This window comes from Reichenbachiella sp. MALMAid0571 (assembly GCF_040151475.1).
In the GTDB taxonomy this organism is placed as follows: domain Bacteria; phylum Bacteroidota; class Bacteroidia; order Cytophagales; family Cyclobacteriaceae; genus CAXBNB01.
Genome location: NZ_JBDKWG010000126.1, coordinates 40,485 through 63,346, shown reverse-complemented (window position 1 = coordinate 63,346; position 22,862 = coordinate 40,485). Strand labels below are relative to the sequence as shown.

The 22,862-nt window shown below is 37.7% G+C and carries 25 protein-coding genes; 14 read left to right on the top strand and 11 right to left on the bottom strand.

Annotation, left to right across the window (positions count from 1 at the left end):
• Positions 1-332: 332 nt before the first annotated feature.
• Positions 333-593, top strand: coding sequence for a BrnT family toxin (locus AAOP42_RS11120; protein WP_349528585.1), 261 nt, complete (start codon positions 333-335; stop codon positions 591-593).
• Positions 565-807 carry a type II toxin-antitoxin system BrnA family antitoxin gene (gene brnA, locus AAOP42_RS11115; RefSeq protein ID WP_349528584.1) on the top strand — a complete coding sequence of 81 codons (243 nt, stop codon included), beginning with the start codon at positions 565-567 and terminating at the stop codon, positions 805-807. The genes AAOP42_RS11120 and brnA overlap by 29 nt, the downstream gene beginning before the upstream one ends.
• A gap of 73 nt (positions 808-880) precedes the next feature.
• Here brnA and AAOP42_RS11110 read toward each other — a convergent pair whose 3' ends face one another.
• The gene (locus tag AAOP42_RS11110) at positions 881-1,903 is read right to left on the bottom strand and encodes an RluA family pseudouridine synthase (RefSeq protein ID WP_349528586.1); all 1,023 of its coding nucleotides are present in this window, start codon (positions 1,901-1,903) and stop codon (positions 881-883) included.
• A 222-nt stretch (positions 1,904-2,125) separates the two neighbouring features.
• On the opposite strand from AAOP42_RS11110, the gene AAOP42_RS11105 reads away from it, so the two are divergent.
• Together AAOP42_RS11105 and AAOP42_RS11100 are read left to right on the top strand one after the other, a co-directional pair.
• Positions 2,126-3,049 (top strand): 1-aminocyclopropane-1-carboxylate deaminase/D-cysteine desulfhydrase, encoded by a 924-nt coding sequence (locus AAOP42_RS11105; RefSeq protein ID WP_349528583.1) that lies wholly within the window; start codon positions 2,126-2,128, stop codon positions 3,047-3,049.
• A 2-nt stretch (positions 3,050-3,051) separates the two neighbouring features.
• A complete protein-coding gene (locus AAOP42_RS11100; RefSeq protein WP_349528582.1) occupies positions 3,052-4,155 on the top strand; it encodes an adenylate/guanylate cyclase domain-containing protein in 1,104 nt (367 codons plus the stop codon).
• A gap of 26 nt (positions 4,156-4,181) precedes the next feature.
• On the opposite strand, the gene AAOP42_RS11095 is transcribed toward AAOP42_RS11100, so the two are convergent.
• The 4 genes from AAOP42_RS11095 to AAOP42_RS11080 all read right to left on the bottom strand — a co-directional run bounded on the left by AAOP42_RS11095 (position 4,182) and on the right by AAOP42_RS11080 (position 9,978).
• Complete coding sequence (locus AAOP42_RS11095) at positions 4,182-5,660, bottom strand: sensor histidine kinase (protein WP_349528581.1); 1,479 nt, start codon at positions 5,658-5,660, stop codon at positions 4,182-4,184.
• Positions 5,661-5,662: 2 nt separating this feature from the next.
• On the bottom strand, positions 5,663-6,364 hold the full coding sequence (locus tag AAOP42_RS11090; protein WP_349528580.1) for a response regulator transcription factor: 702 nt from the start codon (positions 6,362-6,364) through the stop codon (positions 5,663-5,665).
• Positions 6,365-6,526: 162 nt separating this feature from the next.
• Entirely contained in the window at positions 6,527-9,523 is a 2,997-nt protein-coding gene (gene secDF, locus AAOP42_RS11085) for a protein translocase subunit SecDF (protein ID WP_349528579.1), read from the bottom strand.
• Positions 9,524-9,621: 98 nt separating this feature from the next.
• A complete protein-coding gene (locus AAOP42_RS11080; RefSeq protein WP_349528578.1) occupies positions 9,622-9,978 on the bottom strand; it encodes a hypothetical protein in 357 nt (118 codons plus the stop codon).
• Between the two features lie 99 nt (positions 9,979-10,077).
• Between AAOP42_RS11080 and AAOP42_RS11075 the strand changes: the two genes are divergently transcribed.
• From AAOP42_RS11075 to AAOP42_RS11065, 3 genes are read left to right on the top strand one after another with little or no spacing between them, the layout of a single operon-like run.
• Positions 10,078-11,049, top strand: coding sequence for a glycosyltransferase (locus AAOP42_RS11075; protein ID WP_349528577.1), 972 nt, complete (start codon positions 10,078-10,080; stop codon positions 11,047-11,049).
• Between the two features lie 40 nt (positions 11,050-11,089).
• Positions 11,090-11,401, top strand: a complete 312-nt coding sequence (locus AAOP42_RS11070; RefSeq protein WP_349528576.1) for a type II toxin-antitoxin system HigB family toxin — start codon at positions 11,090-11,092, stop codon at positions 11,399-11,401.
• 4 nt (positions 11,402-11,405) lie between these two features.
• Entirely contained in the window at positions 11,406-11,756 is a 351-nt protein-coding gene (locus AAOP42_RS11065; RefSeq protein ID WP_349528575.1) for a helix-turn-helix domain-containing protein, read from the top strand.
• A gap of 6 nt (positions 11,757-11,762) precedes the next feature.
• On the opposite strand, the gene rsgA is transcribed toward AAOP42_RS11065, so the two are convergent.
• The 3 genes from rsgA to AAOP42_RS11050 all read right to left on the bottom strand — a co-directional run bounded on the left by rsgA (position 11,763) and on the right by AAOP42_RS11050 (position 14,688).
• Complete coding sequence (gene rsgA, locus AAOP42_RS11060) at positions 11,763-12,686, bottom strand: ribosome small subunit-dependent GTPase A (RefSeq protein ID WP_349528574.1); 924 nt, start codon at positions 12,684-12,686, stop codon at positions 11,763-11,765.
• A gap of 33 nt (positions 12,687-12,719) precedes the next feature.
• Positions 12,720-13,973 (bottom strand): 3-deoxy-D-manno-octulosonic acid transferase, encoded by a 1,254-nt coding sequence (locus AAOP42_RS11055; RefSeq protein ID WP_349528573.1) that lies wholly within the window; start codon positions 13,971-13,973, stop codon positions 12,720-12,722.
• 85 nt (positions 13,974-14,058) lie between these two features.
• Complete coding sequence (locus AAOP42_RS11050) at positions 14,059-14,688, bottom strand: peroxiredoxin (RefSeq protein ID WP_349528572.1); 630 nt, start codon at positions 14,686-14,688, stop codon at positions 14,059-14,061.
• Between the two features lie 291 nt (positions 14,689-14,979).
• On the opposite strand from AAOP42_RS11050, the gene AAOP42_RS11045 reads away from it, so the two are divergent.
• The 5 genes from AAOP42_RS11045 (at position 14,980) to fbp (ending at position 19,879) form a co-directional block, all read left to right on the top strand.
• Positions 14,980-16,092 (top strand): DUF6588 family protein, encoded by a 1,113-nt coding sequence (locus AAOP42_RS11045; RefSeq protein WP_349528571.1) that lies wholly within the window; start codon positions 14,980-14,982, stop codon positions 16,090-16,092.
• Between the two features lie 138 nt (positions 16,093-16,230).
• Entirely contained in the window at positions 16,231-17,295 is a 1,065-nt protein-coding gene (locus tag AAOP42_RS11040; protein WP_349528570.1) for a DUF6588 family protein, read from the top strand.
• Positions 17,296-17,528: 233 nt separating this feature from the next.
• A complete protein-coding gene (locus AAOP42_RS11035) occupies positions 17,529-17,987 on the top strand; it encodes a low molecular weight protein-tyrosine-phosphatase (RefSeq protein ID WP_349528569.1) in 459 nt (152 codons plus the stop codon).
• A 3-nt stretch (positions 17,988-17,990) separates the two neighbouring features.
• Entirely contained in the window at positions 17,991-18,851 is an 861-nt protein-coding gene (locus AAOP42_RS11030; protein ID WP_349528568.1) for a fructosamine kinase family protein, read from the top strand.
• A 41-nt stretch (positions 18,852-18,892) separates the two neighbouring features.
• Positions 18,893-19,879, top strand: a complete 987-nt coding sequence (gene fbp, locus AAOP42_RS11025; protein ID WP_349528567.1) for a class 1 fructose-bisphosphatase — start codon at positions 18,893-18,895, stop codon at positions 19,877-19,879.
• A gap of 5 nt (positions 19,880-19,884) precedes the next feature.
• On the opposite strand, the gene AAOP42_RS11020 is transcribed toward fbp, so the two are convergent.
• From AAOP42_RS11020 to yihA, 3 genes are read right to left on the bottom strand one after another with little or no spacing between them, the layout of a single operon-like run.
• Positions 19,885-20,202 (bottom strand): hypothetical protein, encoded by a 318-nt coding sequence (locus tag AAOP42_RS11020; RefSeq protein ID WP_349528566.1) that lies wholly within the window; start codon positions 20,200-20,202, stop codon positions 19,885-19,887.
• Between the two features lie 2 nt (positions 20,203-20,204).
• Complete coding sequence (locus AAOP42_RS11015) at positions 20,205-20,678, bottom strand: DUF5606 family protein (protein ID WP_349528565.1); 474 nt, start codon at positions 20,676-20,678, stop codon at positions 20,205-20,207.
• Between the two features lie 33 nt (positions 20,679-20,711).
• On the bottom strand, positions 20,712-21,302 hold the full coding sequence (gene yihA / locus AAOP42_RS11010; RefSeq protein ID WP_349528564.1) for a ribosome biogenesis GTP-binding protein YihA/YsxC: 591 nt from the start codon (positions 21,300-21,302) through the stop codon (positions 20,712-20,714).
• Positions 21,303-21,423: 121 nt separating this feature from the next.
• Between yihA and ubiE the strand changes: the two genes are divergently transcribed.
• Both ubiE and porT read left to right on the top strand, forming a co-directional pair.
• Entirely contained in the window at positions 21,424-22,146 is a 723-nt protein-coding gene (gene ubiE, locus AAOP42_RS11005; protein WP_349528563.1) for a bifunctional demethylmenaquinone methyltransferase/2-methoxy-6-polyprenyl-1,4-benzoquinol methylase UbiE, read from the top strand.
• On the top strand, positions 22,095-22,859 hold the full coding sequence (gene porT, locus AAOP42_RS11000; protein WP_349528562.1) for a type IX secretion/gliding motility protein PorT/SprT: 765 nt from the start codon (positions 22,095-22,097) through the stop codon (positions 22,857-22,859). The genes ubiE and porT overlap by 52 nt, the downstream gene beginning before the upstream one ends.
• The last annotated feature ends 3 nt before the right edge of the window (positions 22,860-22,862 follow it).

Here is a 22,862-nt window from a genome sequence, read left to right as displayed (position 1 = left end):
AAATTAGTAGTAGTTTTCATGACTCTTTAGTTTTATTTTGAAACATTGTAATTATGAAACAAAGGTCATACATCCGGCATCCCCATATATCGGGGTTTTTCCAAACTTAAAAATTTAGGGGTTTTACCTAGAAGGAGATTTCGAGGTAAATAATGGATAGGGAGTTGCTATGGCGGCTCTTATAAGTCACCATCCCTTAGTCTTGTTATCTCTATGAGATACCTGCCTGTGCAGGTATGACATGCTTCGTCATTTCTGCGGAGGTAGAAATCTCATGAAGTATTTTTAAATATTCAATTATTAAGTAATAATTACTTAATTTTACAGTAATTATGTTTGAGTTTGATGTGAACAAGAGTAAATCAAACCTTGCTAAGCATGGAATTGATTTTGAAACAACTGGTAGGCTTTGGACTGATCCACAGAGGATCGAAATTCCGGCACGCACAGTTGATGAACTCAGGTCTATGCTAATAGCCAAATTAAACGACAAAGTTTGGTCTGCCATTTTTACTCATGTAGAGGAAAGCATCAGGATTATTTCAGTACGTAGAGCACGAAAAAATGAAGAAGAAATTTATTACAGCATCTGAACTGGAAAAAAAATTCGAAAAGGGAGAGGATGTTATCGAGCATTTCGATTTGTCACAGGCTACAAGGCCTGGTCATCAGCCTCGTCGTGTTAGTGTCGATTTTCCGGAATGGATGGTCAACGGATTGGATTCAGTTGCAAAACGACTTGGTGTCACCCGACAAAGTGTGATCAAGGTATTTATCTCCGAAAAGCTAAAAGAGGACAGTCTTTGAAAATTACTTTATTTAAAAAAAAATCCTGTAAGGTTTTTAAAACCTTGCAGGATTACGATCTGGAAAGGCATTCTCAATCCACAAAGTTCACGTAATGCTCCCATTTTGCTATTACAGCTTTGAAATCTTCAGGGAGTTCGGAATCGAATTGCACAAATTCGTTGGTAGAAGGATGGATAAACCCCAAAGACTTGGCGTGTAAGGCCTGCCGGGGAATGATCTTAAAGCAGTTATCCACAAACTGCTTATATTTAGTGAATGTTGTTCCTTTTACAATCTTGTCGCCACCGTAAGTTGCATCGTTGAAAAGGGGATGCCCAAGGTATTTCATGTGTGCACGGATTTGGTGCGTCCTTCCCGTCTCCAGATTGCATTTGATCAGGCTCACATACCGGAGGTTATTCAACACTTCGTAGTGGGTCACAGCAGTTTGGCCATAGTCTCCATCCGGAAATGGGGCAGTGATCCGACGGTCTTTCAGGCTTCTGCCAAGGTTCACATTGATGGTGCCTTTTGCTTCTTCGGGCTCTCCCCAAACCAGCGCATAATAGGTTCTTTCTATGGAGTGATCAAAAAATTGCTTTGCCAAATGAGTCATGGTTTTTTCTGTTTTGGCTATCACCAGCAGACCGGAAGTATCTTTGTCGATTCTATGAACCAGGCCGGGTCTGCCGTCATTGTTGGGCATGGTTGGCAGGTTTTGAAAATGCCATGTCAGGGCATTCACCAATGTTCCTGACCAGTTTTGATAGGCGGGATGCACGACCATTCCCGGTTCTTTATTCACGACCAACAGGTCATCATCTTCATAGATGATATTTAGAGGGATTTCTTCAGGAATGACTTCAGTATCACGTGGAGGCTCAGGAAGCGAGACGGTAATCACATCATTGGGATGTACTTTGTAGTTGGGTTTGATCTCCTTGTCGTTGACCAACACAAAACCGTCTTTGATGCCGCTCTGTATTTTATTTCTGGTGACATTGGGAAGCCTGTCCATCAAAAACTTATCAATCCTGAGTAGGGTTTGATTTGGGTCGGCTACTATCCTGTGATGCTCGTATAATTCGTCTTCTATTTCCTCGTACTGATTCATATCGGCAAAATTAGCTATTAGTTCAAAGCCTTGTGCCAGATGTGTAAAAAATATACCTGCTTTTCTGGAAATGAAGATGCTTATGTCATGAGATACCTGACTTATACAGAAATGATAAATTAAGGTGCTATACAAAATTCTAAGGTTTCAGTATAAATACAATTGCCCTGAAAATTTGCTGTTAAATCATATCAATATTCTAAAGCGGGTTTAAATTGCAATATGTTCGAGAAAGGAAGCTCAACACCTCTTCAAAAAATTGAAAATACATTTTTGAAATCCAATAGAGTCAATCTTTTTATAAAACGAGAAGATTTGATCCATCCTACCATTTCAGGAAATAAATGGAGAAAACTAAAATACAACTTCATTGAAGCTCAAAAACATGGACATAAAGCTATTCTGACTTTTGGTGGGGCATTTTCCAATCATATAGCGGCTACTGCCTCTGCGGCTAATGAATATGGCTTTTCATCAATTGGTGTCATTCGGGGAGATGAATTGAGTCCGGAATCTAATCCTACTTTGCAGCATGCGCATGATCTGGGAATGAAACTCTATTTTGTTTCCAGACAAGACTATAAAAACAGAAACGAACCAGGCTACCTGGATGAGTTAAAAAGGAAATTCGGAGATTTTTACGCCATTCCTGAGGGAGGTTCAAATGCTTTGGCAGTGAAAGGTTGTGCCGAAATCGTATCTGAAATAGAGATTGATTTTGATTGTATCGTCACAGCGGTGGGTACTGGTGGTACTTTGGCTGGGCTTTCAAGTGGTATCGGAGTAAACAGAAAGACACTTGGAATTTCTGTACTGAAAAGTGCCAACTATCTGGATGAAGAGGTTGCAAAATTAATTTCATCACATCAGGAAGTAAAAACAAAGAATTGGGAAATAAACCATGACTATCATTTAGGGGGGTATGCCAAATTCAATGACCAATTGATACAGTTTATCAATGATTTTAGAGTTGATAACAATATTCAACTTGATCCGGTTTATACAGGAAAAATGATGATGGCTATTTATGAATTGATTGAACAAAAATATTTTGAATCCAATATTAATGTTGTTGCGTTGCATACTGGTGGTTTGCAGGGAATTACAGGATTCAATGCCCTGCATGGAGATTTAATAAAATATTAGAAGTGAGAAGAAATATTACAAATTGGTTGATCATAATATTAGCGTGGCAATTGGCCAGTATTATGTTTACCTTCATAGGAACGTCTTTTTTTCAATCGCTCATTGAAGTGATTGATATACTACCTGTTGATCCACAAAACAAATTTTTTCAGTATTCCATTTCTCATCTTCCCTTGGTTGAAAGTTCTTTATTTGGATTCTTTTTTGGTAATCTTTTTTATATCATCCATTGGGCCACTGAAAACACGGCGTTAAAAAAGAGATCATTTGGGCAGGTAGTATGCATCCAGAGTGTCTTGTATATTCTGGCTTTTGTGTTGGTGTTTTTCATGGTGTCATTTGTGATGAGCCATGTTGATATATTTCCCTTTGATGATTATCAAAAGATACTTTTGATCCTTGAAGAAACACCTCCTGTTTTTTATGCATTTTTCTCTTATTTTCTAATAATTATAATCATTATCAATTTTTTCATTGAAGTAAGTAAAAAATTTGGACCGGGAAATTTGTGGAATCTTTTCATTGGTAAATACCACACTCCAATAGTAGAAAATAAAATATTTATGTTTCTGGATCTTAAAGATTCTACCGGATATGCGGAGAAATTGGGACACATAGAATATAGCCGTCTGATTCAAAGTTGTTTTTTGGATTTGAATACTATAGTGAAAAGACACAATGCCCAGATCTATCAGTATGTAGGGGATGAAGCGGTGCTGATGTGGGACAAAAAAGAAAAGGATGCAGCCAGAGATTGTATTCGGCTCTATTATGCATTTCACAATGTACTCTTGAAAAAATCTGATAAGTATAAAAGTCGCTATGGCTTTGTGCCTGAATTTAAAGCAGGAATAAATGAAGGATCTGTTACTGCCGCAGAGGTTGGAAGTATCAAACGTGAAATAGCTTTTCATGGAGATGTGTTGAATACTGCCTCCCGAATTCAGAAAGTTTGCAATCAGTACAAAAAGAATTTACTGGCTTCTGAATCTTTTGTGGAATTACTAGACGAAGTTGACGAGTTCAATAAAGTATTGATAGGGTATATTACCTTGAAAGGCAAAGCCATTCCTATAAATATATACAGTGTAGAGTTGGTGAAATAACAGGGAGTTATCTATTGATTTCTATTCTAAGAACTGTATATCGGCAATGCAAAACAAAAGGAAGTACCTTCTCCTAATTTACTTTTGAGTTGGATTTTGGCATCATGAATTTCTAATATTCTTTTCACAATTGCCAGCCCCAGGCCGGTACTGTTTTTATCCAGAGAGATTCTCTTGTCGCCAATATGATATCGATCGAATACGAAAGGTATTTGATCTTTTGGAATCCCACTTCCGGTATCGATTACTTCTATTTCCACCTGATTGTCTTTGTTGTTGAGCAAGAGGGTAATCTCACCATTTTTTGGCGTGTATTTTATTGCATTGTCTATTAGGTTTTGTAGTACTCTTTCTATTAACCTCACATCTGCATACACCAGACAGGGTTTACTATCAAGTTTAGATTTGATTTTTATTCCTTTGGCATTGGCAAGGATAGAGTACTTCTGAGAGATGTCATCCATTAATTCATTGATAAAAAAGGGTTCTTTTATCGGTTCCACATGTTTTGCCTCTAGTTTGGAGAGTTCAAAAAGTTCTTCTACAAGTCCTTTTAGCTTTTCTGTACTTTCCAGAGCACGGTTGAGGTATTTGGATTGTTCGTCTTCCGATAAGTTGTCTTTTTTTATCATTAACGTTTCAATATAACCATGGATAACAGCCAGGGGTGTGCGCAGGTCATGTGAAACATTTCCCACTAATTCTCGTCTCAGGTTTTCCATTGATTTGAGGTCTTCAATGTTGCCTACTATTGTGTCTGCCATTTCATTAAAAGACTCGGCCAATTGATTGATTTCTCCTCCCTTAGTTACTTTGATTCTGGCACTCATTTCGCCACTTCTAAATCGGTTCACTGTGTCAATCACTTTTTGTAAATTTTTGGTGATAAACCAAATGGCTAAAATGCCAATAAGCAAGGCAGCAACTAAGGTGATTATTCCATATCGATAAGCCAGTTGTATAAAATAACTTCCCGCCAATTTTTCTGATATAGTGTCATATTCTTCACTGGCAAGAATAACATAGACATAGCCCAATGTTTGTCCATTTTCTTCTACCTGTGCTGCCGAAAATACTTTGGTTTTACCGGGGTTTCTTGGGTCATCACCCAAAATCATTTCAGCTCCTTTTGTTGCTATAAAATTATGGATTGGTGTAAGGTTTACTTTTTCCAGTTTCACCTTTTTATATGGTGCTACATGGTCAAGTATTTTGCCATCTGATCCAAGGAGATATACTTCTATATATGGATTCACACCCATCATGGAGTGCATTATTTTATGGGTAGCTTCTTCGCTCAATTTTCCATCAGAAAATGGCTTTATTTCATCAATTAGTCCCTGAGCTATTCCGGCATTTAGTTTTTGGTTTTTCTCCATAAAATGCATTTCTGCCATATTCCAGGACAGGTAGAAATACAAAACCCCTATGGACAGCAAAATGAAGAAAAATACCAAGGAGAGTTTTAAGAATAAATTTCCGGTGGTGGTCTTTTTAATTTCCATAATCAGGTCAGTTCATCGTTGAATCGGTAGCCAATTCCCCAGGTGGTCAATATATATTTTGGTTCATTGAGATCGTCTTCTATTTTCACTCTGAGACGGTTGACATGAGAGTTGACAGTGTGCTCATATCCATTGAATTCATAACCCCAGATCAGGGACAAAAGCCGTTCTCTGGTGTAACTTTTCCCCGGATTGGATGCCAATAAATACAACAGGTCAAATTCCTTTGGGGTAAGGTCAATGCGTTCACCGGATTTGAGTACTTTTCTTTTAGATTTGTCAATATTCAATCCGCTGAAATTCAGTGCAGTATCTCCTTCAAAAGAAGAACCTACGGTCATATCCATTCTTCTGAAAATGGCTTTTACCCGAGCAATGAATTCTCGTACACTAAATGGTTTGGTGAGGTAGTCATCCGCTCCTGTTTCCAGTCCAAGTATTTTATCAATTTCTTCCGTACGGGCGGTGAGCATCATGATAGGCGTTTTTACTTTGTTGGCCCGTAAATCCCGGCAAATGTCAAGACCATCTTTTTCCGGTAGGTTAATGTCCAATATGATGAGGTCGAAAGGCTCTGAAATGGCTTTTTCATATCCTTGTTTGCCATTGATTTCCATAGTCACTTCGCAGTATAAATCCTTAAGGTGAATCTCTAATAGCTCAAGGATATTTTTGTCGTCTTCTACTATTAATACTGTCTTCATTCAATTTGTTACTAAGAATAACTCAATACGGATTGTCCAAAAGTAATTCAGAAAGATCACAAAAATATCACAAGCGAATATCGGTTGATTCGTAGTAGTGTCAACATAAAAAAAGCCACTCCATAGCTGAAGTGGCTTTTAAGGTTCTATTCGACCTTTGATTTATTTCTTCTCTTTCTCCTTGTTGAAGTCTATTACTACAGGAGTAGCAATGAAAAGAGAGGAGTATGTTCCGACCATAACACCTATCAACAAAGCAAATGAGAAGCCTTTTAGGATTTCCCCACCAAAAAGGAACAATACAATTACCACGATTAATGTAGTGATAGAAGTAATCATTGTTCTACTGATGGTATCATTCAAAGATTGGTTAAATACTTTTTTCATGTCTGAGCCTGCTTTGATAGCAAGGTTTTCCCTTATCCTGTCAAATACAACCACCGTATCATTTATTGAGTAACCAATGATTGTCAGCATCGCCGCAATAAAAACCTGATCTACTTCAAACGAGATTCCAATCAGATTTGCAATAGCAAAAGCAGAAAGTACAAAAAGAGTATCATGGAAAAGAGCAATGATCGCTCCAAGTCCAAACTGCCATTTTCTAAACCTGATAACAATATAGAGGAATATGGCAATTAAGGCTAGAATGACAGATTCTGTAGAAGCATTTTTGATGTCATCGGCAATGGTTGCTCCTACCTTTGATGAGCTTGCGATGGTAAATTTGCCTGCATCTAATTTGGTATCATCCTGGATATACTGTAGCGAAGTATGCGCAGCAACTCCTTTGACCAATGCAGCTTTTACTGTCGCATCTGCCGCATCAGATTCATCACTGATCATATAACTGGTAGTGATTTTTAATCTGTTGTTTGCTCCAAATGTTTTCACTTCAGTGCCTTGGTTATCAAATGTTTTTGACAATGAAATCTTAAGAGCAGAGGGCTCCACCGGATCGGTGAAAGCTACAACATAAGATCTGCCTCCCTGAAAGTCAACACCTAATGTCAATCCTTTGGCTATCATGGCTATGATTCCAATTCCGATAAAAACAGAAGAGAAGATATAGGCCACTTTTCTTTTTCCTATAAAATCGAAATTAATATTTGACAATAAGTTTCTGGATAAAGGTGTGTCAAATGAAATTTTACTTTGCTCTCCTTTTTTGCTCATCCACTCTACAAATACTCTGGTGATGAATACAGCAGAAAAGAATGAACAAATGATACCGATCATCAATGTTATGGCAAAACCTTTTACTGGCCCTTGTCCCAGTGAGTATAGAATGATACAAGTAAGTAAGGTAGTTACGTTGGCATCTACAATAGAAGAATACGCTTTTTTGTAACCGGAAGAAATAGCTTGTTTTACTCCCGCACCATTTTTCAATTCTTCTCGGATTCTCTCGAAAATCAATACGTTGGCATCAATGGACATACCAATGGTAAGTACAATACCTGCGATACCAGGGAGTGTCAATGCTGCGCTGAACTGAGCAAGAATTCCCAAAATAAAGAAAATGTTAAAGAGCAATGCAATGTTGGCTACAAGCCCTCCTTTGGCATAGTATGCAACCATAAACAATACAACTATAATCAAACCTGCTAAAATGGATATAATTCCCTGTGCTTGCGCAACTTTACCCAGAGTAGGTCCGATCACTACATCTTCTACAATAGTAGTAGGTGCTGGTAAAGCACCGGCTTTCAGAATGTTAGCCATGTCCTGAGCTTCTTCTAATGTGAAGTTTCCTGTGATCTGAGAACTTCCGTTAGGGATTTCTCCCTGCACATTTGGAGCTGAATACACATAGTTGTCAAGTACGATGGCAATTCTCCTGTTGATATTTGATGCAGTAAGTTTTTTCCATTTTTTTGCTCCCGTAGCATTCATATTCATGCTGATGGATGGAGATGATCTCTGGTCGATATCTTGTCTTGCGTCGGTGATAACTTCACCTGTTAGTGGAGCTTTGCCTCCACGACTTGTTTTGATGCTGTACAATTCGAGAATTTCATCACTATCAGCAGGATCTTGATTTTTTACAGGCTTAATAGCCCATAAGAACTTCATCGTGGCAGGAATAATTGATTTAACATCTTTCCTTTTCAAAATTTTGTTGATTTGAGCAGTATCCTTGAGGTTGTAGAATAAGCCTCCAAACCTTTGATCAATAAGACTGAAAAGTGGAGATACCTGGCTGTTGAAAGCAGCAGAGTCCAAAGACGTACTGTCACTTTCCAATTGTGAAGCCAAGTCGTTTTCAGTTGAGTCGGTTGTATTTTCAAATAAATCATTTATAGCATCAGAATCATTGGTTTTTTCATCCTGTGCAGTTATTGTTTTTTCCAAAGCAAGCTTGGCCTGCATTTCTTTTACCAATAAATCGTTGATGGCAGAAAGCGTTGCACCTATTTCATTCACTTCATTTACTTCCCAGAATTCCAGCTTGGCTACACCCTGAAGTAATTTTCTTACCCTTGCCGGGTTATCGACCCCCGGAAGTTCGATTTGAATACGTCCTGTGCCCGGAAGACGCTGGATGTTTGGTTGAGAAGTACCAAACCTATCAATTCTTGTTCTAAGGATATTGAACGAACGGTCTATTGCTCCGTTTACTTCGTCATTTATTACTTGCAGAACTTCTTCATCGGTAGATTTCAAGCTGATTTTGCCCTGATTTGCTTCAGTGGCAAAGATGTAACTGAGTTTTTCTCCTGGAGCTAATTTTTGGTAGGCACTGTAAAACTCATCCACAAAATCAAGCTGAGTTCCTTTGATTGCCTCTTTAGCGGTTTCCAGGGCTTGGAGAAAGTTTTCGTCCTGGCTATTGCCACTGATCCCTTTTACAATTTCGATTGGTGAAACCTCAAGTGTAACATGCATACCCCCTTGCAAATCCAGGCCAAGGTTCAATTCTGTTTTTTTGATTTCCTGATAAGTAAAATCAATTCCAAGTAAATTGTAAACAGGCTCTTTCCATACAGAATCCAGATAAGCTTGTTTTTTTACAAAATTAGTATTGTTATTGATATCAGTGGCTGCTTCTATGGCTTCTTTTTGTACCCTTCTGGAGACAAATGTGAATGATAGATAATACAGACATAATGCTGATATAATGACAGTAAGTAAGATTACTCCACCTTTGTTTTTCATTTTATTATAGATTAAAAAGTTTTGATTTGATAATATAAAAATTTGCTAGTCCATTGATTAATGGATTGCAGTTGGTTGCTGGAAAAATATTGGAATGATTAGGGTGCGTTTGGTGAAATAATCCACCTAAACAGAATTTTCAGAAACTTTTCAGGCGTTTCTGAAATGTACTTTAAAATTTGAGATTGAACTGTATTGTATTCAATGGTAAATACTTCAATGAGTATTTCTTCGAGGTTGAAGTTTATTTGTAAAACAGGTGCTACAGCATCAAAGGATGAAACCTGAGTTTCAGGTTGTTTGTCCTCTTGCTTGTCGGTCTGTTCACATTTGGTTACAACAGGGCAGGTTACATAATTTTTCAGCACAGGTACCGATACTATTGCCAAGGCAATAACCACTCCTGTGACGATCAATAGTGTTTTGTGCTTTAATATGTTGTGCAACCTGTTCATAAAAGTTCACAAAAGTACCCATAAAAAAGTAAATTGCAAGAGAAATGCTTATTGAGCTTTTAATGCTTCTCATTATTCCGCAAGGAATTCAAAATAGAAATGAAAAAACTTCCTCTGGTTTCTGTATTCTGTCTTTGCTACAATCATGAAAAGTATGTATCTCAGGCCATACAGTCTGTACTTAACCAAACCTATTCAAACATAGAATTGATAGTGGTGGATGATGCCAGTACAGATGGAAGCAAAGGGGAGATCGAACAAATATTGAAAAACCAGCAGTTCACTTTTCTTTACTTACCTGAGAATGTCGGTAATACAAAAGCCTTCAATAGGGCTTTTGTTCGGTCCAATGGTAAATACATTATTGATTTGGCAGCAGATGATGTGTTGGTTCAGGACAGAATTGAAAAACAGGTTGCTTTTTTTGAAGAGTCTAGCAATAGTACAGGGGTAATCTATTCTGATGTTGCTTATATAGATGGAAATGGCCAGCCATTGAGTCATCATTTTTCTAACAAGAAACACATACCATATACAGGCAATGTATATGAAAAACTGATAAGTACTTATTTTATTCCACCTCCGTCCATGATGATGAAAAGAGAAGTTTTGGAGCAGTTGAACGGATACGATGAAAACCTCGCTTATGAGGATTTCGATTTTTGGATACGGTCATCAAGAGACTGGCTCTATGCATATCAGCCTGAAAAGCTTACTTTGGTTCGTAGGCTTGAAGATTCCCTGTCGTCAAAGGCATACTCCAAACATGACAAGCAATTGTATAGTACTTATGTGGTTTGTAAAAAGATAAAGTCGCTAAACAAAACCGAATCGGAGAATAGAGCACTTAGGAAAAGGTTGGAATATGAAATCAGGCATTCTGTTTTTTCAGGAAACTATCAGGAAGCCAAATTGTTTGTTGCATTATACCGGGAGATGAAAGCCTTGCCAATTACCCTTCGTTTGTTGGAATTGTTGAACAGGCTGAAAATAGATTTTTCGTTTCTAAGGAATCTGTATCAGAAGCTGGTTCGTTTAGTCAAAAAAAATGCACCTTACTGGTTTTATTAGTGAGAATAGGTTTTCTATAGGTAAACTTTTGTATATTTGCATGATGTTCAACATAATTACCAGAAGAACATTAAACAGGTATTGCGTGCAATATCCTGAGGCTGCTGAACCACTCAAAAAGTGGTATTATGAGTTGAAAAGGGAAGACTTTAATAATTCAAACGAGCTTAAAAATGTTTACAAAAATGCAAGTATTGTTGCAGATAACAGGGTCGTGTTTAACATTGGAGGCAATAAATACAGATTGGTGGTAAGAATTAATTTTGCTTATAAGGCTATTCAGATTAAGTGGTTTGGGACTCATAAAGAGTATGATAAAATAGATGTGGTGAAGGTACAATTAAAAAAATAAGGCTATGGAGATTAAAGTTTTAAAATCAGAGAAAGAGTACGATTGTGCACTGGATAGAGTGGATCAAATCTTTGAAGCAAAGCCAAATACAGCAGATGGAGATGAGTTGGAGTTGTTATTGATTTTAATAAAGGATTATGAAGATAAGCACCATCAGATATCTTTACCAGATCCATTGGTAGCTATCAAATTGAAAATGGACGAATTGGGTTTGAGGGCAAAAGATTTTGTGCCTACTTTGGGAAGCAAAGGATATGTTTCTCAAATATTGAATGGGAAAAAGCCACTGACAGCACCTATTATGCGCTTATTGCATCAAAAGCTTGGTATCCCTGCGGAGATATTATTGTCATAATCAAAATCACCTCCTGTTATCATCGCTCATAAGCATGCTGATATAGCTGTCATACCTTGTCTGGGATATTCTACCTGTTTTATAAGCTTCTTCAATAGCACAACCGGGTTCGTGAGTATGGGAACAATTGTGAAACTTACAACTGCCAAATAAATTTCGTAACTCAGGAAAATAATGGGTCAATTCTTCCTTTTCGATTTCTGCCAGGCCAAGTTCTTTGATCCCGGGTGTATCTATTACGTGAGTATTTTGATTTATAGAAAACCGTTCGGCAAAAGTAGTAGTGTGTATTCCCTTGTTTGAAAATTCCGATATTTCAGATATTTTTTGATGAGCTTCAGGCACCAGGCTATTTATGAGAGTTGACTTTCCTACGCCGGAATGTCCTGAGAGCAAGGTAGTTTTGTTGGATAAGATGGATTTAAAATCATCCATACCTTCATTTTCCAAAACGGAAACCATGTAACTGTCATAGCCAATCATTTGATATTCCATCATTTTATCTTCCAGTTCTTTGATTTCTTCTTTTTTCAGGAGATCTTTTTTGTTGAATACAATAATGGCAGGAATTCTAAATGCCTCGGCCGTTACCAAAAAACGATCGATAAAACCAAAAGAAGTCTTGGGAGTGGCAAGTGTGGCAATTAGCACTGCCTGATCCATGTTGGTAGCGATGATGTGGCTAAAGCCTTTTTTCTTTGGTGACTTACGAACGATGTAGTTCTTTCTGGGTAGGATGTCATTTATAATCCATGACTCAGAGTTGGCATTGTCGGGCTGTATTGTTACAAAATCTCCTACTGCTATTGGATTGGTGATTTTTTTGTCTTGTAGTTTGAACTTCCCTTTCAGCCGGCAATTGTATTCCAATCCGGAATCATCGGCTACCACATACCAGAGTCCCATGGATTTTACTACCGTGCCTTTCATTTGGGTGAATTTATTGATTTTATGGATTGCATCTTAAATCTTGTTTTTCAGGTATTCAACAATCATGTCTGTGGCTCCTGTATTGTTTTTCACATAATTCTGAGCGACTTCTCCAAGGTGTTGCCTTTTTTTCTCATTAGCAAATAGAGCTTCAAACTTATTTATCATCTCCGAAGTATCTTGTACCGCAATTCCTGCACCAGTTTGTGCAAGTTCTCCTGCCTCTCTAAATTTTACGTTTGTCTCGTCATGACCAAAGAATACCGGAACACCGTGAGTGGCAGCTTCCAGCGTATTATGCAATGTTTTTCTAAATGCACCACCTATGTAGGCATATTCACCATACCCATACAGCGAAGAGAGCATGCCCATATTGTCAATGATTAGAAAACGGGCATCCTTGAGTGAGTTAGAGTTATTTCCAATTTTAGAAAACCGCACCACACCGTCTCCAATTTGATCTACAACTTCCAATACATCTTTTTCACCTATGTTGTGTGGCGCAATGACGAATTTTAATTTGTTTTTATATGTCTGTAAAAATGGAAGTAAGACCTCCATATCACTTGGCCATACGCTACCCAAAACCATCATTTTTTCTCCGGACTTGAACATCTCTATTTCCTTAATTTCTCTTTTTTGACTGGCAATATCCAGCACCCTGTCAAATCGAGTATCCCCGGAAAGTGAAATGTTTTTAAAACCCGAGTCTTCCAGTAATTTTTGAGAATAGTCGTCCTGCACAAAGAAATGGTCAAAACATTTCAGCATATTTCTGTGCAATCCTCCATATACCTTAAAAAAAGGTTGGCTTTTTCTGAAAATGGAAGAAACGGAGAGTGTTATAACCTTATTGTCTGCACAGGTTTTTAGAAAATGATACCAAAATTCATACTTAATGAAAACAGCTACTTCAGGCCTGGCCAGTTCTATGAACTTTTTTGCATTTTTTGATGTGTCAGCAGGAAGGTAAACCACCAGATCAGCTCCATTATAGTTTTTCCTCACCTCATATCCTGATGGAGAAAAGAAAGAAAGTAATATTTTTAAAGATGGATCAAGGTGTTTGAGCTTCTCGATTATTGGCCTTCCTTGTTCAAATTCACCTAAGGAAGCCGCATGAAACCAGATGACATGGTTGTGTTTTTCTCGGGAAAATTGTTCCAGCTTAATCCAAACATTTTTTCTTCCTTCGGATAGTTTTTTAGCTTTCGGGTTAAAAACGGAAGCAAATTTAATCAGCAGGCTAAATGTGGAAATCCCCAGATTGTATAGTATAACGCTCATTATCGCCAAAAATAGAAAAACCTCTCGCTATGGAGAGGCTTTTGCTGTATTTTATATTTTAACCTGAACTTGTTCAGGATCAATATTAGTGAGAGGCCAAATAGCTTGCTACACCTTCTTTGGTGGCTTGCATTGCTTCTTTTCCTTCTTCCCAGTTTGCAGGACAAACTTCACCATGTTTTTCAACATACTGAAGCGCATCTACCAAACGAATCATTTCATCAATATTTCTTCCCAATGGAAGGTCATTGATTGTCTCGTGTCTTACAGTACCTTCTTTGTCGATCAGGAATGATCCTCTGTACGCTATTGGAAGCCCGGTAAATGAAAGCCTTCCTTCTTCGTCGTAATCCCAATCACCTGCCAATACGCCATAATTACTTGCAATTACCTTGCTTGTATCTGCTACTATTGGATAAGTTACTCCTTCAATTCCACCTTGGTTTTTTGGAGTGCATAGCCATGCCAGGTGTGTTTCTTCTGTATCTGTAGAAGCTCCTACCACCGCTACTCCTCTTTTCTCAAACTCAGCCAGTTTTTCCTGAAAAGCCAAAATTTCAGTTGGGCATACAAAAGTGAAATCTTTAGGATAAAAGAAGAATATTACTTCATTCTTTCCAATGTACTGCTCCAATGAAAAATCTTCAACAATTTCTTCTCCGTTGATTACTGCCGGTGCAGTAAATAAAGGTGCTTTTTTTCCTACTAATGACATTAATATTATGTTTTAAAGTTAATAAATGCGTTTCAATTTTGCACAAAAGTAAATTATAAAACAGAAGTAGCAAGGCAGACTACAATCAATAATGTTTATGTCTTCATAGACGGTAGGCATTTGTTGATTATTTAGTACTTGCTAATTGATATCTTCTGCACTTCATACTTTGCAGGCTTAAACAATAGGGTTTTAGGGGCTTGTATAAGGACTTACCTTGTTAAAGGGTAACTTTTGTAGAAGAGTAAAAATCGCAGTAACTTTATATTGGTATTATCAAAAAAATAAATTATGAAAAGCCTGACCATTAAACTGATTTTAATTTTTCTTGTCTTTTTACACGCTGTTTCAGCCAATGCACAAGAAGGGGATTTTGCTGATATTTTTAGAGGAACTCCAGACGATGCAGCTTTGTATTTGGAAAACTATGTAAGCCCGGCGATGTTGTCTTTTAGCAATGGCATGGCTGCAGGGTGGTACAATACAGCTAAAACCCATAAACCTTTTGGAATGGACTTGTCATTTTCACTCAATGTGGCCAACATGCCAACTTCTGAAAGGTTGTTTTCTTTCAATCCTTCGGAGTACAATTTTTTACGTGTAAAAGGAGCTAGTGGAAATACCGAAATGCCTACATTGGTGGGAGGATCTACCAGTGAGATTCTAATGGTGCAAACTACACAGTCAATTGAAATTGATGGAGTAACATATCAATACGAACAGACTAAAGAGTTTGATGCACCTGGTGGATTTGATGTGGAGGATGTCCCCTTCGTTGGAGTGCCAGCTCCCACCTTGCAGTTGGGTATTGGGATATTCAAAAATACAGACATCAAATTGCGCTTTGTGCCTGAGCAAAATTTTGAAGACTATAGTGTGAAAATGTTCGGAATAGGTGTGCTTCATGATGTCAAACAATGGATTCCCGGAATCAGGCAAGTGCCTATAGACATATCCATATTCGCAGGCACTACCAAATTGCAGGCAGAATATCATTTTGAAGGAGGAGATGATGATGGTATAGACTGGGAAGTAAAAAACGGTTTGGCAGAATTTGAAGCAACTGCTTCAACATTTCAGGCTGTGGTTTCTAAAAAAATATCTTTTTTTACTCCTTATTTCGGAATTGGTTTCAATACGGTGAGCACTTCTCTTGTAGTAAACGGAGATTATAAACTCTTCAGACTCACAGATGTGAACAATACTTCAAATTATTTTCAATACCAAACTGTTTCGGGAAATGACGATCCTGTAATGCTTAATTTCAATGGTGGAGGTGGCATGCGAACCACTTTGGGCTTTAGGTTGAAATTCTTCATTTTAACTCTAAATGCCGATTACACCATTCAGAAGTACAATACCCTGTCTCTGGGGCTGGGGTTTACTTTTAGAGAGAATAGTTAATAAAAATATACTTTTTGGATGAATAGCAAGCCTTCCAGTTAATTTGGAAGGCTTGTTTGTTTTATTCATTTTATAGAAAGTTTTCAGATTGTTGTATATTCGGCCTAATTTTAAACTTTAAAACTTAAAATAAAAAATATGATTAATCTAAGACACATTTTTCTGGGTCTTCTAGTTGGTGCCTGTATGTTGTGTAATCAAAACGTCAATGCACAAGGGGATTTGGATTTTGATCAGGTACTTAAAGCCGGAGCAGAAGATGCCAATACTTTTTTGGGTGAATATATCTCCCCATTTGCCAAAGGTTTCGGATATGGTATGGCCAGTGGCTGGTATAATACCGCAAAAACACACAAATCTTTAGGGTTTGACTTAACTGTTACTGCCAATTTAGCAAAAGTACCGCAAAAGGATTTGCTTTTTAATTTCATTGGTTCTGATGCGACAGTTTCAAAGTATAATAATCTGAGATTGGTAGGAGGAGGTTCTGCTAATTTACCTACAATCTTCGGTGGAGAAACATCTGAACAGTTACAAACTTCTTATACTGAAAACGTGAATGGAACAGATTATACTGTAGATCAGACATTTGATGCTCCTCCGGGGATTGACGTGGAAGATTTTGGGGGTTATGTACCAGTACCAATGGTTCAGTTGGGACTAGGTTTGGTTAAAAATACGGATTTGAAAATAAGATATATTCCTACTCAAAAAAGCGAAGAAGATGGGTATGAAGTTGGATTGATCGGTTTTGGTATTATGCATGATTTCAAACAATGGATACCAGGTTTAAAGCAATTGCCAATAGACATGTCTGTATTTGTGGGATACACTAAGTTGACTACTGATTTTGATTTGTCTGGCTCTGATATTACAGATGATGGCACAGCAAGCTACAATGTAAATGCACTTACTTATCAGGTATTGGTATCTAAGAAACTGTCAGTACTTACTTTTTATGCAGGACTGGGTTATAACAGCGTTTCTTCCAATCTAGAAATGTTAGGTACTTATGAAATTGAGACAGATGATCCTTTGTTCCCTTTAATACTAGAAGATCCCGTTCATCAAAATTTTGACAGCAGTGGAGCAAGAGCAACTTTAGGAATGAGGTTGAAACTGGCAATATTGACTATTCATGGAGACTACACCATTCAGGCGTACAATACAATATCACTTGGAGTAGGCCTGTCTATAAGATAAACAGAACAAAAAGGACAGAAAAAAAGCCCTCCGAATGGTGGGCTTTTTTTTTGATAAAAATGTTAAACAGGTGTATGAATAAAATTTGTGTTATGTACGAGTATATACTGGTAGGTCAAAGAAAGTAACCCCCGGTGTTAACTTTTTTTTAATTTATTTTAAATTATTTATATAAATCACAAATTATCATTGATTTTAGAGCTTAAACCGCATATTTTGTAAAATAAAAAAATATGAAAAAAGTATTATTTGTTTGTCTTGGTAACATTTGCAGGTCGACGTTGGCCGAAGCAATCTTCAATCATAAGTGCAAAATCAAGGGCGTTGTAAATTGTTCTTCGGATTCTGCAGGTACCGGAGCATACCATATCGGTGAACAACCGGATGTCAGATCCATTCAGGTGGCGCAAGAAAATGGTATTTATATCAATCATAAGGCACGTAAGTTTGAGCCCGAAGACTGTGATGAATTTGATTTTATTTTTGCTATGGATGAGTCTAATTATAGAGATATAGTAAGTATATCAGGGTACAAGCCTGAGCACTTGTACCTGCTTAGAGATTTTGATTCCGGGAACAGTAGAAATGTTCCAGATCCCTATTATGGAGGTATTGATGGATTTAACAATATTTTTGAAATGATGTCAGAAGCCATTGATAATTTTATAGAAACAGAATTGAAAAAGGATTAAACAATGGTTGATTTTTTTCAATCCGTTCTCACCAGTGCTCTTGGAAAAAATGACGTGGTATTGAGGCACCAACCGATAGGCGGAGGGTGTATCAATCAAGCGGTCAGGCTGACAACTGTAAGTGGAAATTATTTTCTGAAATGGAACAAGGCTCAGGTGGATATGTTCGAGAAAGAATCACTGGGGTTGAAACTTTTATCCAAATCCGGTAAGGTCAGTATCCCAAAGGTCTATCAGTCGGGAGAATTAGAAGGCAAAGGTTATCTGTTGATGGAATATATAGAGCCTGGCAAAATGGATCGTGGTTTTTGGCAGCAATTGGGTAATGGGCTGGCGGAGATGCACAAAAGTACTAATGCTCAATTTGGGCTGAATCACGACAATTACATTGGAAGGTTGTATCAGAAAAATACATTTCATGCTGACTGGGTAGATTTTTTTATCAATTGCCGACTTATTCCTCAAATAAAGCTGGCGAGAAACGCAGGTTTGATCAGTACAGATATAGTAGCCAGATTTGAAACACTTTATTTACAATTGAACGATTTGATGCCAGTCGAAAAACCTGCTTTATTGCACGGTGACTTGTGGAGTGGAAATATTCATTGCGATCAGGAAAAAAGGCCATATTTGATTGATCCGGCAGTGTATTATGGGCATAGAGAAGCGGAGCTGGCTTTTACTCAATTGTTTGGAGGTTTTGATGAGCTTTTTTACAACAGTTATGAAAATACTTATCCATTGATGTCGGGTTTTGATTCTAGGGTAGATTTGTTCAACTTGTATCCTTTGCTGGTACATCTCAATTTATTTGGCTCATCTTATCTCGGTAGTATTGTTAATACTCTTAAAAAGTTTGCTTGACATTTCTTTAATTTCGCTTAATATTCTTTCATTCACTTATTATGACCAAAGAAAATATTACTTCATCGATCGGAAAAACGCTGGATCGGTTCATCAACAACAAACAATCTGAATTTCCTTTTGCCACAGGAGAGTTGTCGCAACTGCTACGGGATATTGCGCTTGCTGGTAAGATCATCAACAGAGATGTGAATAAAGCCGGATTGTCTGATATAGCCGGAGGTCATGGCAGTACCAATGTGCAGGGCGAAGCACAGCAAAAGCTCGATGTAATTGCTGATCAACGATTTGTGAGGGCACTTACTAATGGAGGAGAAGTATGTGCTATAGTATCAGAAGAGGAAGATGAGATCATCCATGTGAATCCAAACAGCAGGTATGTAGTAGCGATGGATCCGTTGGATGGTTCTTCCAATATTGATGTGAACGTGTCCATAGGAACTATTTTTTCGATATATCGACGGCTGTCCCCAGTAGGAGGGCCAGTGCAAATGGAAGATGTACTTCAGAAGGGTATCAATCAGGTGGCTTCCGGTTATATATTGTATGGGTCTTCTACGATGTTGGTTTATACCACAGGTCACGGGGTAAATGGCTTTACCTATGAACCAAGTCTGGGAGAATTTGTACTGTCTCATGAAAACATGAAGTGCCCGGAAAGTGGAACGATTTATTCCATAAATGAAGGAGCCTATTACAGCTTTGAACAGTCTGTGCGTGATTACATTGACTATTGCAAAAGAGAAAAATACAGTGCCAGATATATTGGTTCATTGGTTTCCGATTTTCATAGAAATATGCTGAAGGGAGGAATTTATATTTATCCCAAAACGGAAAGTGCACCTAATGGGAAACTCAGGCTCATGTATGAGTGCAATGCACTCGCCTTCATTGCAGAGCAGGCAGGAGGTGTGGCTACTGATGGTATGGACAGAATTATGGAGTTGGAACTGACAGAACTTCATCAGAGGTCACCACTTTTTATGGGGTCAAAGAAAATGGTGGAAAAAGCTCAGTCATTCCGCTAATAGATTTATTGAGCTTTATATTTTTCTCTGGTTTTTACTTTTTGAAGTTCTCTTTTTATGATTTCTCCAGCTATTCTTCGGCTCAGGTTTTCCGGAGGTTCTTCGGTGAGTATTTTTTTGAATACAGATTCATCCAGATCTATTCTGTAAAGAGAATTCAACAGCCTGTTCATGTCTTTGTCCAAAAGATAGCTTACAATAGAGGTCAGCTTCTTTTCTAAAGAATCAAATGTGTTTTCTTCCAGCGTCAGTTCTTGATCAGCAATAGAGAAATGGTTGCTAATGAGTTGTATGCTTTGAGAAACTTCCTGTTGTTCGGTCAAGACTACTCTTCCTTTTTTGTCTCTTTCTTTTCAACCTTTTTCTTGGCCTTTTTAACTTTCTCCTTCTTTTCCTCTACTTTTTCTTCAAACAAGTCGGGATAGTTTTTTGACAGTATGTTGTACCAATTGCTGAGTTTTTTTATATCCGAAACATACACTCTGCTTTCGTCATAGTCTGGGAGTATGAATTTTAAGAACGATTTCAATTCTTCTGGATCAGAAGCACTCGTTACTCCGATATCCCCTTTGAATTCCGTATGAACTTTTTTCATCACATCTATCAAAGGAACAGAGCCCTCTTTATTGGTAGTATAAATAGATATTTCACCCAACACCGAAACCTTGGAGTGCATGTTGACCACCAATTTCTTCTTCTGATCATCCAGAGATTCCAGTATCATTCCCCCTTTTGTTGGAGCCAATACCTTGAACAGTCCTCCTTTTCCTGATACCGTTGCTATTTCATTAAAATCCATACGCTGTGTTTGCTTTTTTAATTCGACCCAAAATTAATTATTGATATCGGAAATGAAAGATAATATTTCTTTTTGTCCAACTTTATTCACGGCAGAACTCACAAATCTTGCAGGAAGCTCTTCCCATGTTTTCTTAAGTGTATTTTCAAATGTTGAAATATTGGATAGTGTCTTTGAACTATTTTGTTTGTCGGCCTTAGTAAATATTATAGAAAATGGGATACCATTCTCTCCAAGCCAGTTGATAAAGTCAAGATCAATTTGCTGAGGTGGTATCCGGGAATCAATAAGCACAAAGACATTGAATAAATTTGCCCTTTCTAGTAAATAAGATCGAATCATTTTATCCCATTTTTCTTTCAGAGTTTTACTTACCTGTGCCCATCCATAACCAGGTAAGTCCACCAGATACCATTCATCATTGATAAGGAAATGATTGATGAGTTGCGTTTTACCCGGTTTTCCCGAGGTTTTCGCCAACTTGGATTTATTCGTCAGCATATTGATCAGCGAAGATTTGCCTACGTTGGAACGCCCGATAAAAGCATATTCGGGTTTTTCTGTCACGGGACATTTCAAATGATCAGTATTGCTGATAACGAATTCCGCTTTTTTAATTTTCATACCAGTGGTGGATTAATTACCTCAATTTTTCCGCAAGTTGGACAAGTTTTGACATAATTCTGCCTCCTTCCCAATAATTCATAACTTTGAACACCTTATTATTGCAGCAAAATTGAAGAATTTGGAAGTATTACCATATAAAGATAAGAATCAGGGAAAAAAGGAACAGGTGGCTGAAATGTTCAACAATATCAGCAAAAAATACGATTTCCTCAATCATTTTTTAAGCCTGGGTATTGATATTCTTTGGAGAAAAAAGGCCATAAGCTTACTGGAAAATGATGCCCCAAAGACCATTTTAGATATTGCTACCGGAACGGGTGACTTTGCTATCGAGGCTTTAAAACTGAATCCTGAAAAGATAACAGGTGTTGATATTTCCGAGGGAATGCTGGAAGTAGGAAAGAAGAAAATGATCAGGCTTGGACACGATCAAATGATTGAACTTCAGTTAGGGGATTCAGAACGGTTGTTGTTTGATGACAATAAGTTTGATGCGGTTATCGTTGCTTTTGGAGTTAGGAATTTTGAAAACCTCGAAAAAGGATTGACCGATATGTTCAGGGTATTGAAGCCGGCAGGAAAGGTGGTAATCCTTGAATTTTCACGGCCATCAGTGTTTCCTTTCAAACAACTTTACAGCTTTTATTTTAAAGCTATTTTGCCGTTGATTGGAAAAATTGTTTCAAAGGACGATTCAGCATATACTTACTTACCTGAGTCGGTTCAGCAGTTTCCTGATGGCAAAGACTTTTTGGGTATTTTAAGTAAAACAGGATTCAAAGAAACTAAATGCACTTCACTCACATTTGGAATAAGTTCAATATACACGGGAATAAAGTAATATTATTCGTTTTGTTGGTGGGAGGTAGTTTTAAGAGCTATGCCCAAAACACAAAAAGAATAAATCTGCCCACTTATGATGACAAAATAGTCAACTATGGTTTTTTGTTGGGTGGGCATTCTTCCAAATTCAGGATACAGTATTCTGATGCTTTTGTTTCTCAGGATTTAGATTCTATCCACTCCATAGTTCCTGCAAATCTTGGAGGTTTTAAGCTCGGTTTTGTGGTGAATTTCCATCTTTTTCAATACCTTGATTTCAGGGTATTACCCACGGTCGGATTTTATCAAAACAATCTCACCTATAGATATACAGATGGAACCACTTTGACGGAACTGAGAGATCCCACCTTTGTGGAGCTTCCGCTTATGTTGAAGTATAAGTCGGTAAGAAGAGGAAACACAAGGATGTATTTGCTGGGAGGGATTAGTCCTTCGATAAGGGCTGCAGGCAAGGGAGAAGATGATGAAGAAAAATTGCTGATTAAGAGTACCAATCTGGCCTTTGAGATTGGCGTGGGTTTTGATTTGTATCAACCGCTTTTTAAATTTTCACCAGAATTACGTTACTCTTATGGATTGGTTAATGTGCTTGAAGATACACCGAATATCTTTAGTGCCGGACTTAAGAAAATCACAACTCACAACCTGACATTTTACATTACTTTTGAAGGGGGGCCTTCTGAGTTGAAGTCCCATAACAACAAAAGGTAGAAG

Coding starts and splice junctions, on each gene's coding strand:
- AAOP42_RS11045 (WP_349528571.1), top strand. CDS start 14,980: ATGAAAAGCCTGACCATTAAACTGATTTTAATTTTTCTTGTCTTTTTA.
- AAOP42_RS11090 (WP_349528580.1), bottom strand. CDS start 6,364: ATGAAGACAGTATTAATAGTAGAAGACGACAAAAATATCCTTGAGCTA.
- AAOP42_RS11065 (WP_349528575.1), top strand. CDS start 11,406: ATGGAGATTAAAGTTTTAAAATCAGAGAAAGAGTACGATTGTGCACTG.
- secDF (WP_349528579.1), bottom strand. CDS start 9,523: ATGAAAAACAAAGGTGGAGTAATCTTACTTACTGTCATTATATCAGCA.
- AAOP42_RS11120 (WP_349528585.1), top strand. CDS start 333: ATGTTTGAGTTTGATGTGAACAAGAGTAAATCAAACCTTGCTAAGCAT.
- porT (WP_349528562.1), top strand. CDS start 22,095: ATGCACTTCACTCACATTTGGAATAAGTTCAATATACACGGGAATAAA.
- AAOP42_RS11105 (WP_349528583.1), top strand. CDS start 2,126: ATGTTCGAGAAAGGAAGCTCAACACCTCTTCAAAAAATTGAAAATACA.
- brnA (WP_349528584.1), top strand. CDS start 565: ATGAAGAAGAAATTTATTACAGCATCTGAACTGGAAAAAAAATTCGAA.
- AAOP42_RS11070 (WP_349528576.1), top strand. CDS start 11,090: ATGATGTTCAACATAATTACCAGAAGAACATTAAACAGGTATTGCGTG.
- fbp (WP_349528567.1), top strand. CDS start 18,893: ATGACCAAAGAAAATATTACTTCATCGATCGGAAAAACGCTGGATCGG.
- AAOP42_RS11080 (WP_349528578.1), bottom strand. CDS start 9,978: ATGAACAGGTTGCACAACATATTAAAGCACAAAACACTATTGATCGTC.
- AAOP42_RS11035 (WP_349528569.1), top strand. CDS start 17,529: ATGAAAAAAGTATTATTTGTTTGTCTTGGTAACATTTGCAGGTCGACG.
- rsgA (WP_349528574.1), bottom strand. CDS start 12,686: ATGAAAGGCACGGTAGTAAAATCCATGGGACTCTGGTATGTGGTAGCC.
- AAOP42_RS11075 (WP_349528577.1), top strand. CDS start 10,078: ATGAAAAAACTTCCTCTGGTTTCTGTATTCTGTCTTTGCTACAATCAT.
- AAOP42_RS11055 (WP_349528573.1), bottom strand. CDS start 13,973: ATGAGCGTTATACTATACAATCTGGGGATTTCCACATTTAGCCTGCTG.
- yihA (WP_349528564.1), bottom strand. CDS start 21,302: ATGAAAATTAAAAAAGCGGAATTCGTTATCAGCAATACTGATCATTTG.
- AAOP42_RS11050 (WP_349528572.1), bottom strand. CDS start 14,688: ATGTCATTAGTAGGAAAAAAAGCACCTTTATTTACTGCACCGGCAGTA.
- AAOP42_RS11110 (WP_349528586.1), bottom strand. CDS start 1,903: ATGAATCAGTACGAGGAAATAGAAGACGAATTATACGAGCATCACAGG.
- AAOP42_RS11015 (WP_349528565.1), bottom strand. CDS start 20,678: ATGGATTTTAATGAAATAGCAACGGTATCAGGAAAAGGAGGACTGTTC.
- AAOP42_RS11040 (WP_349528570.1), top strand. CDS start 16,231: ATGATTAATCTAAGACACATTTTTCTGGGTCTTCTAGTTGGTGCCTGT.
- AAOP42_RS11095 (WP_349528581.1), bottom strand. CDS start 5,660: ATGGAAATTAAAAAGACCACCACCGGAAATTTATTCTTAAAACTCTCC.
- AAOP42_RS11030 (WP_349528568.1), top strand. CDS start 17,991: ATGGTTGATTTTTTTCAATCCGTTCTCACCAGTGCTCTTGGAAAAAAT.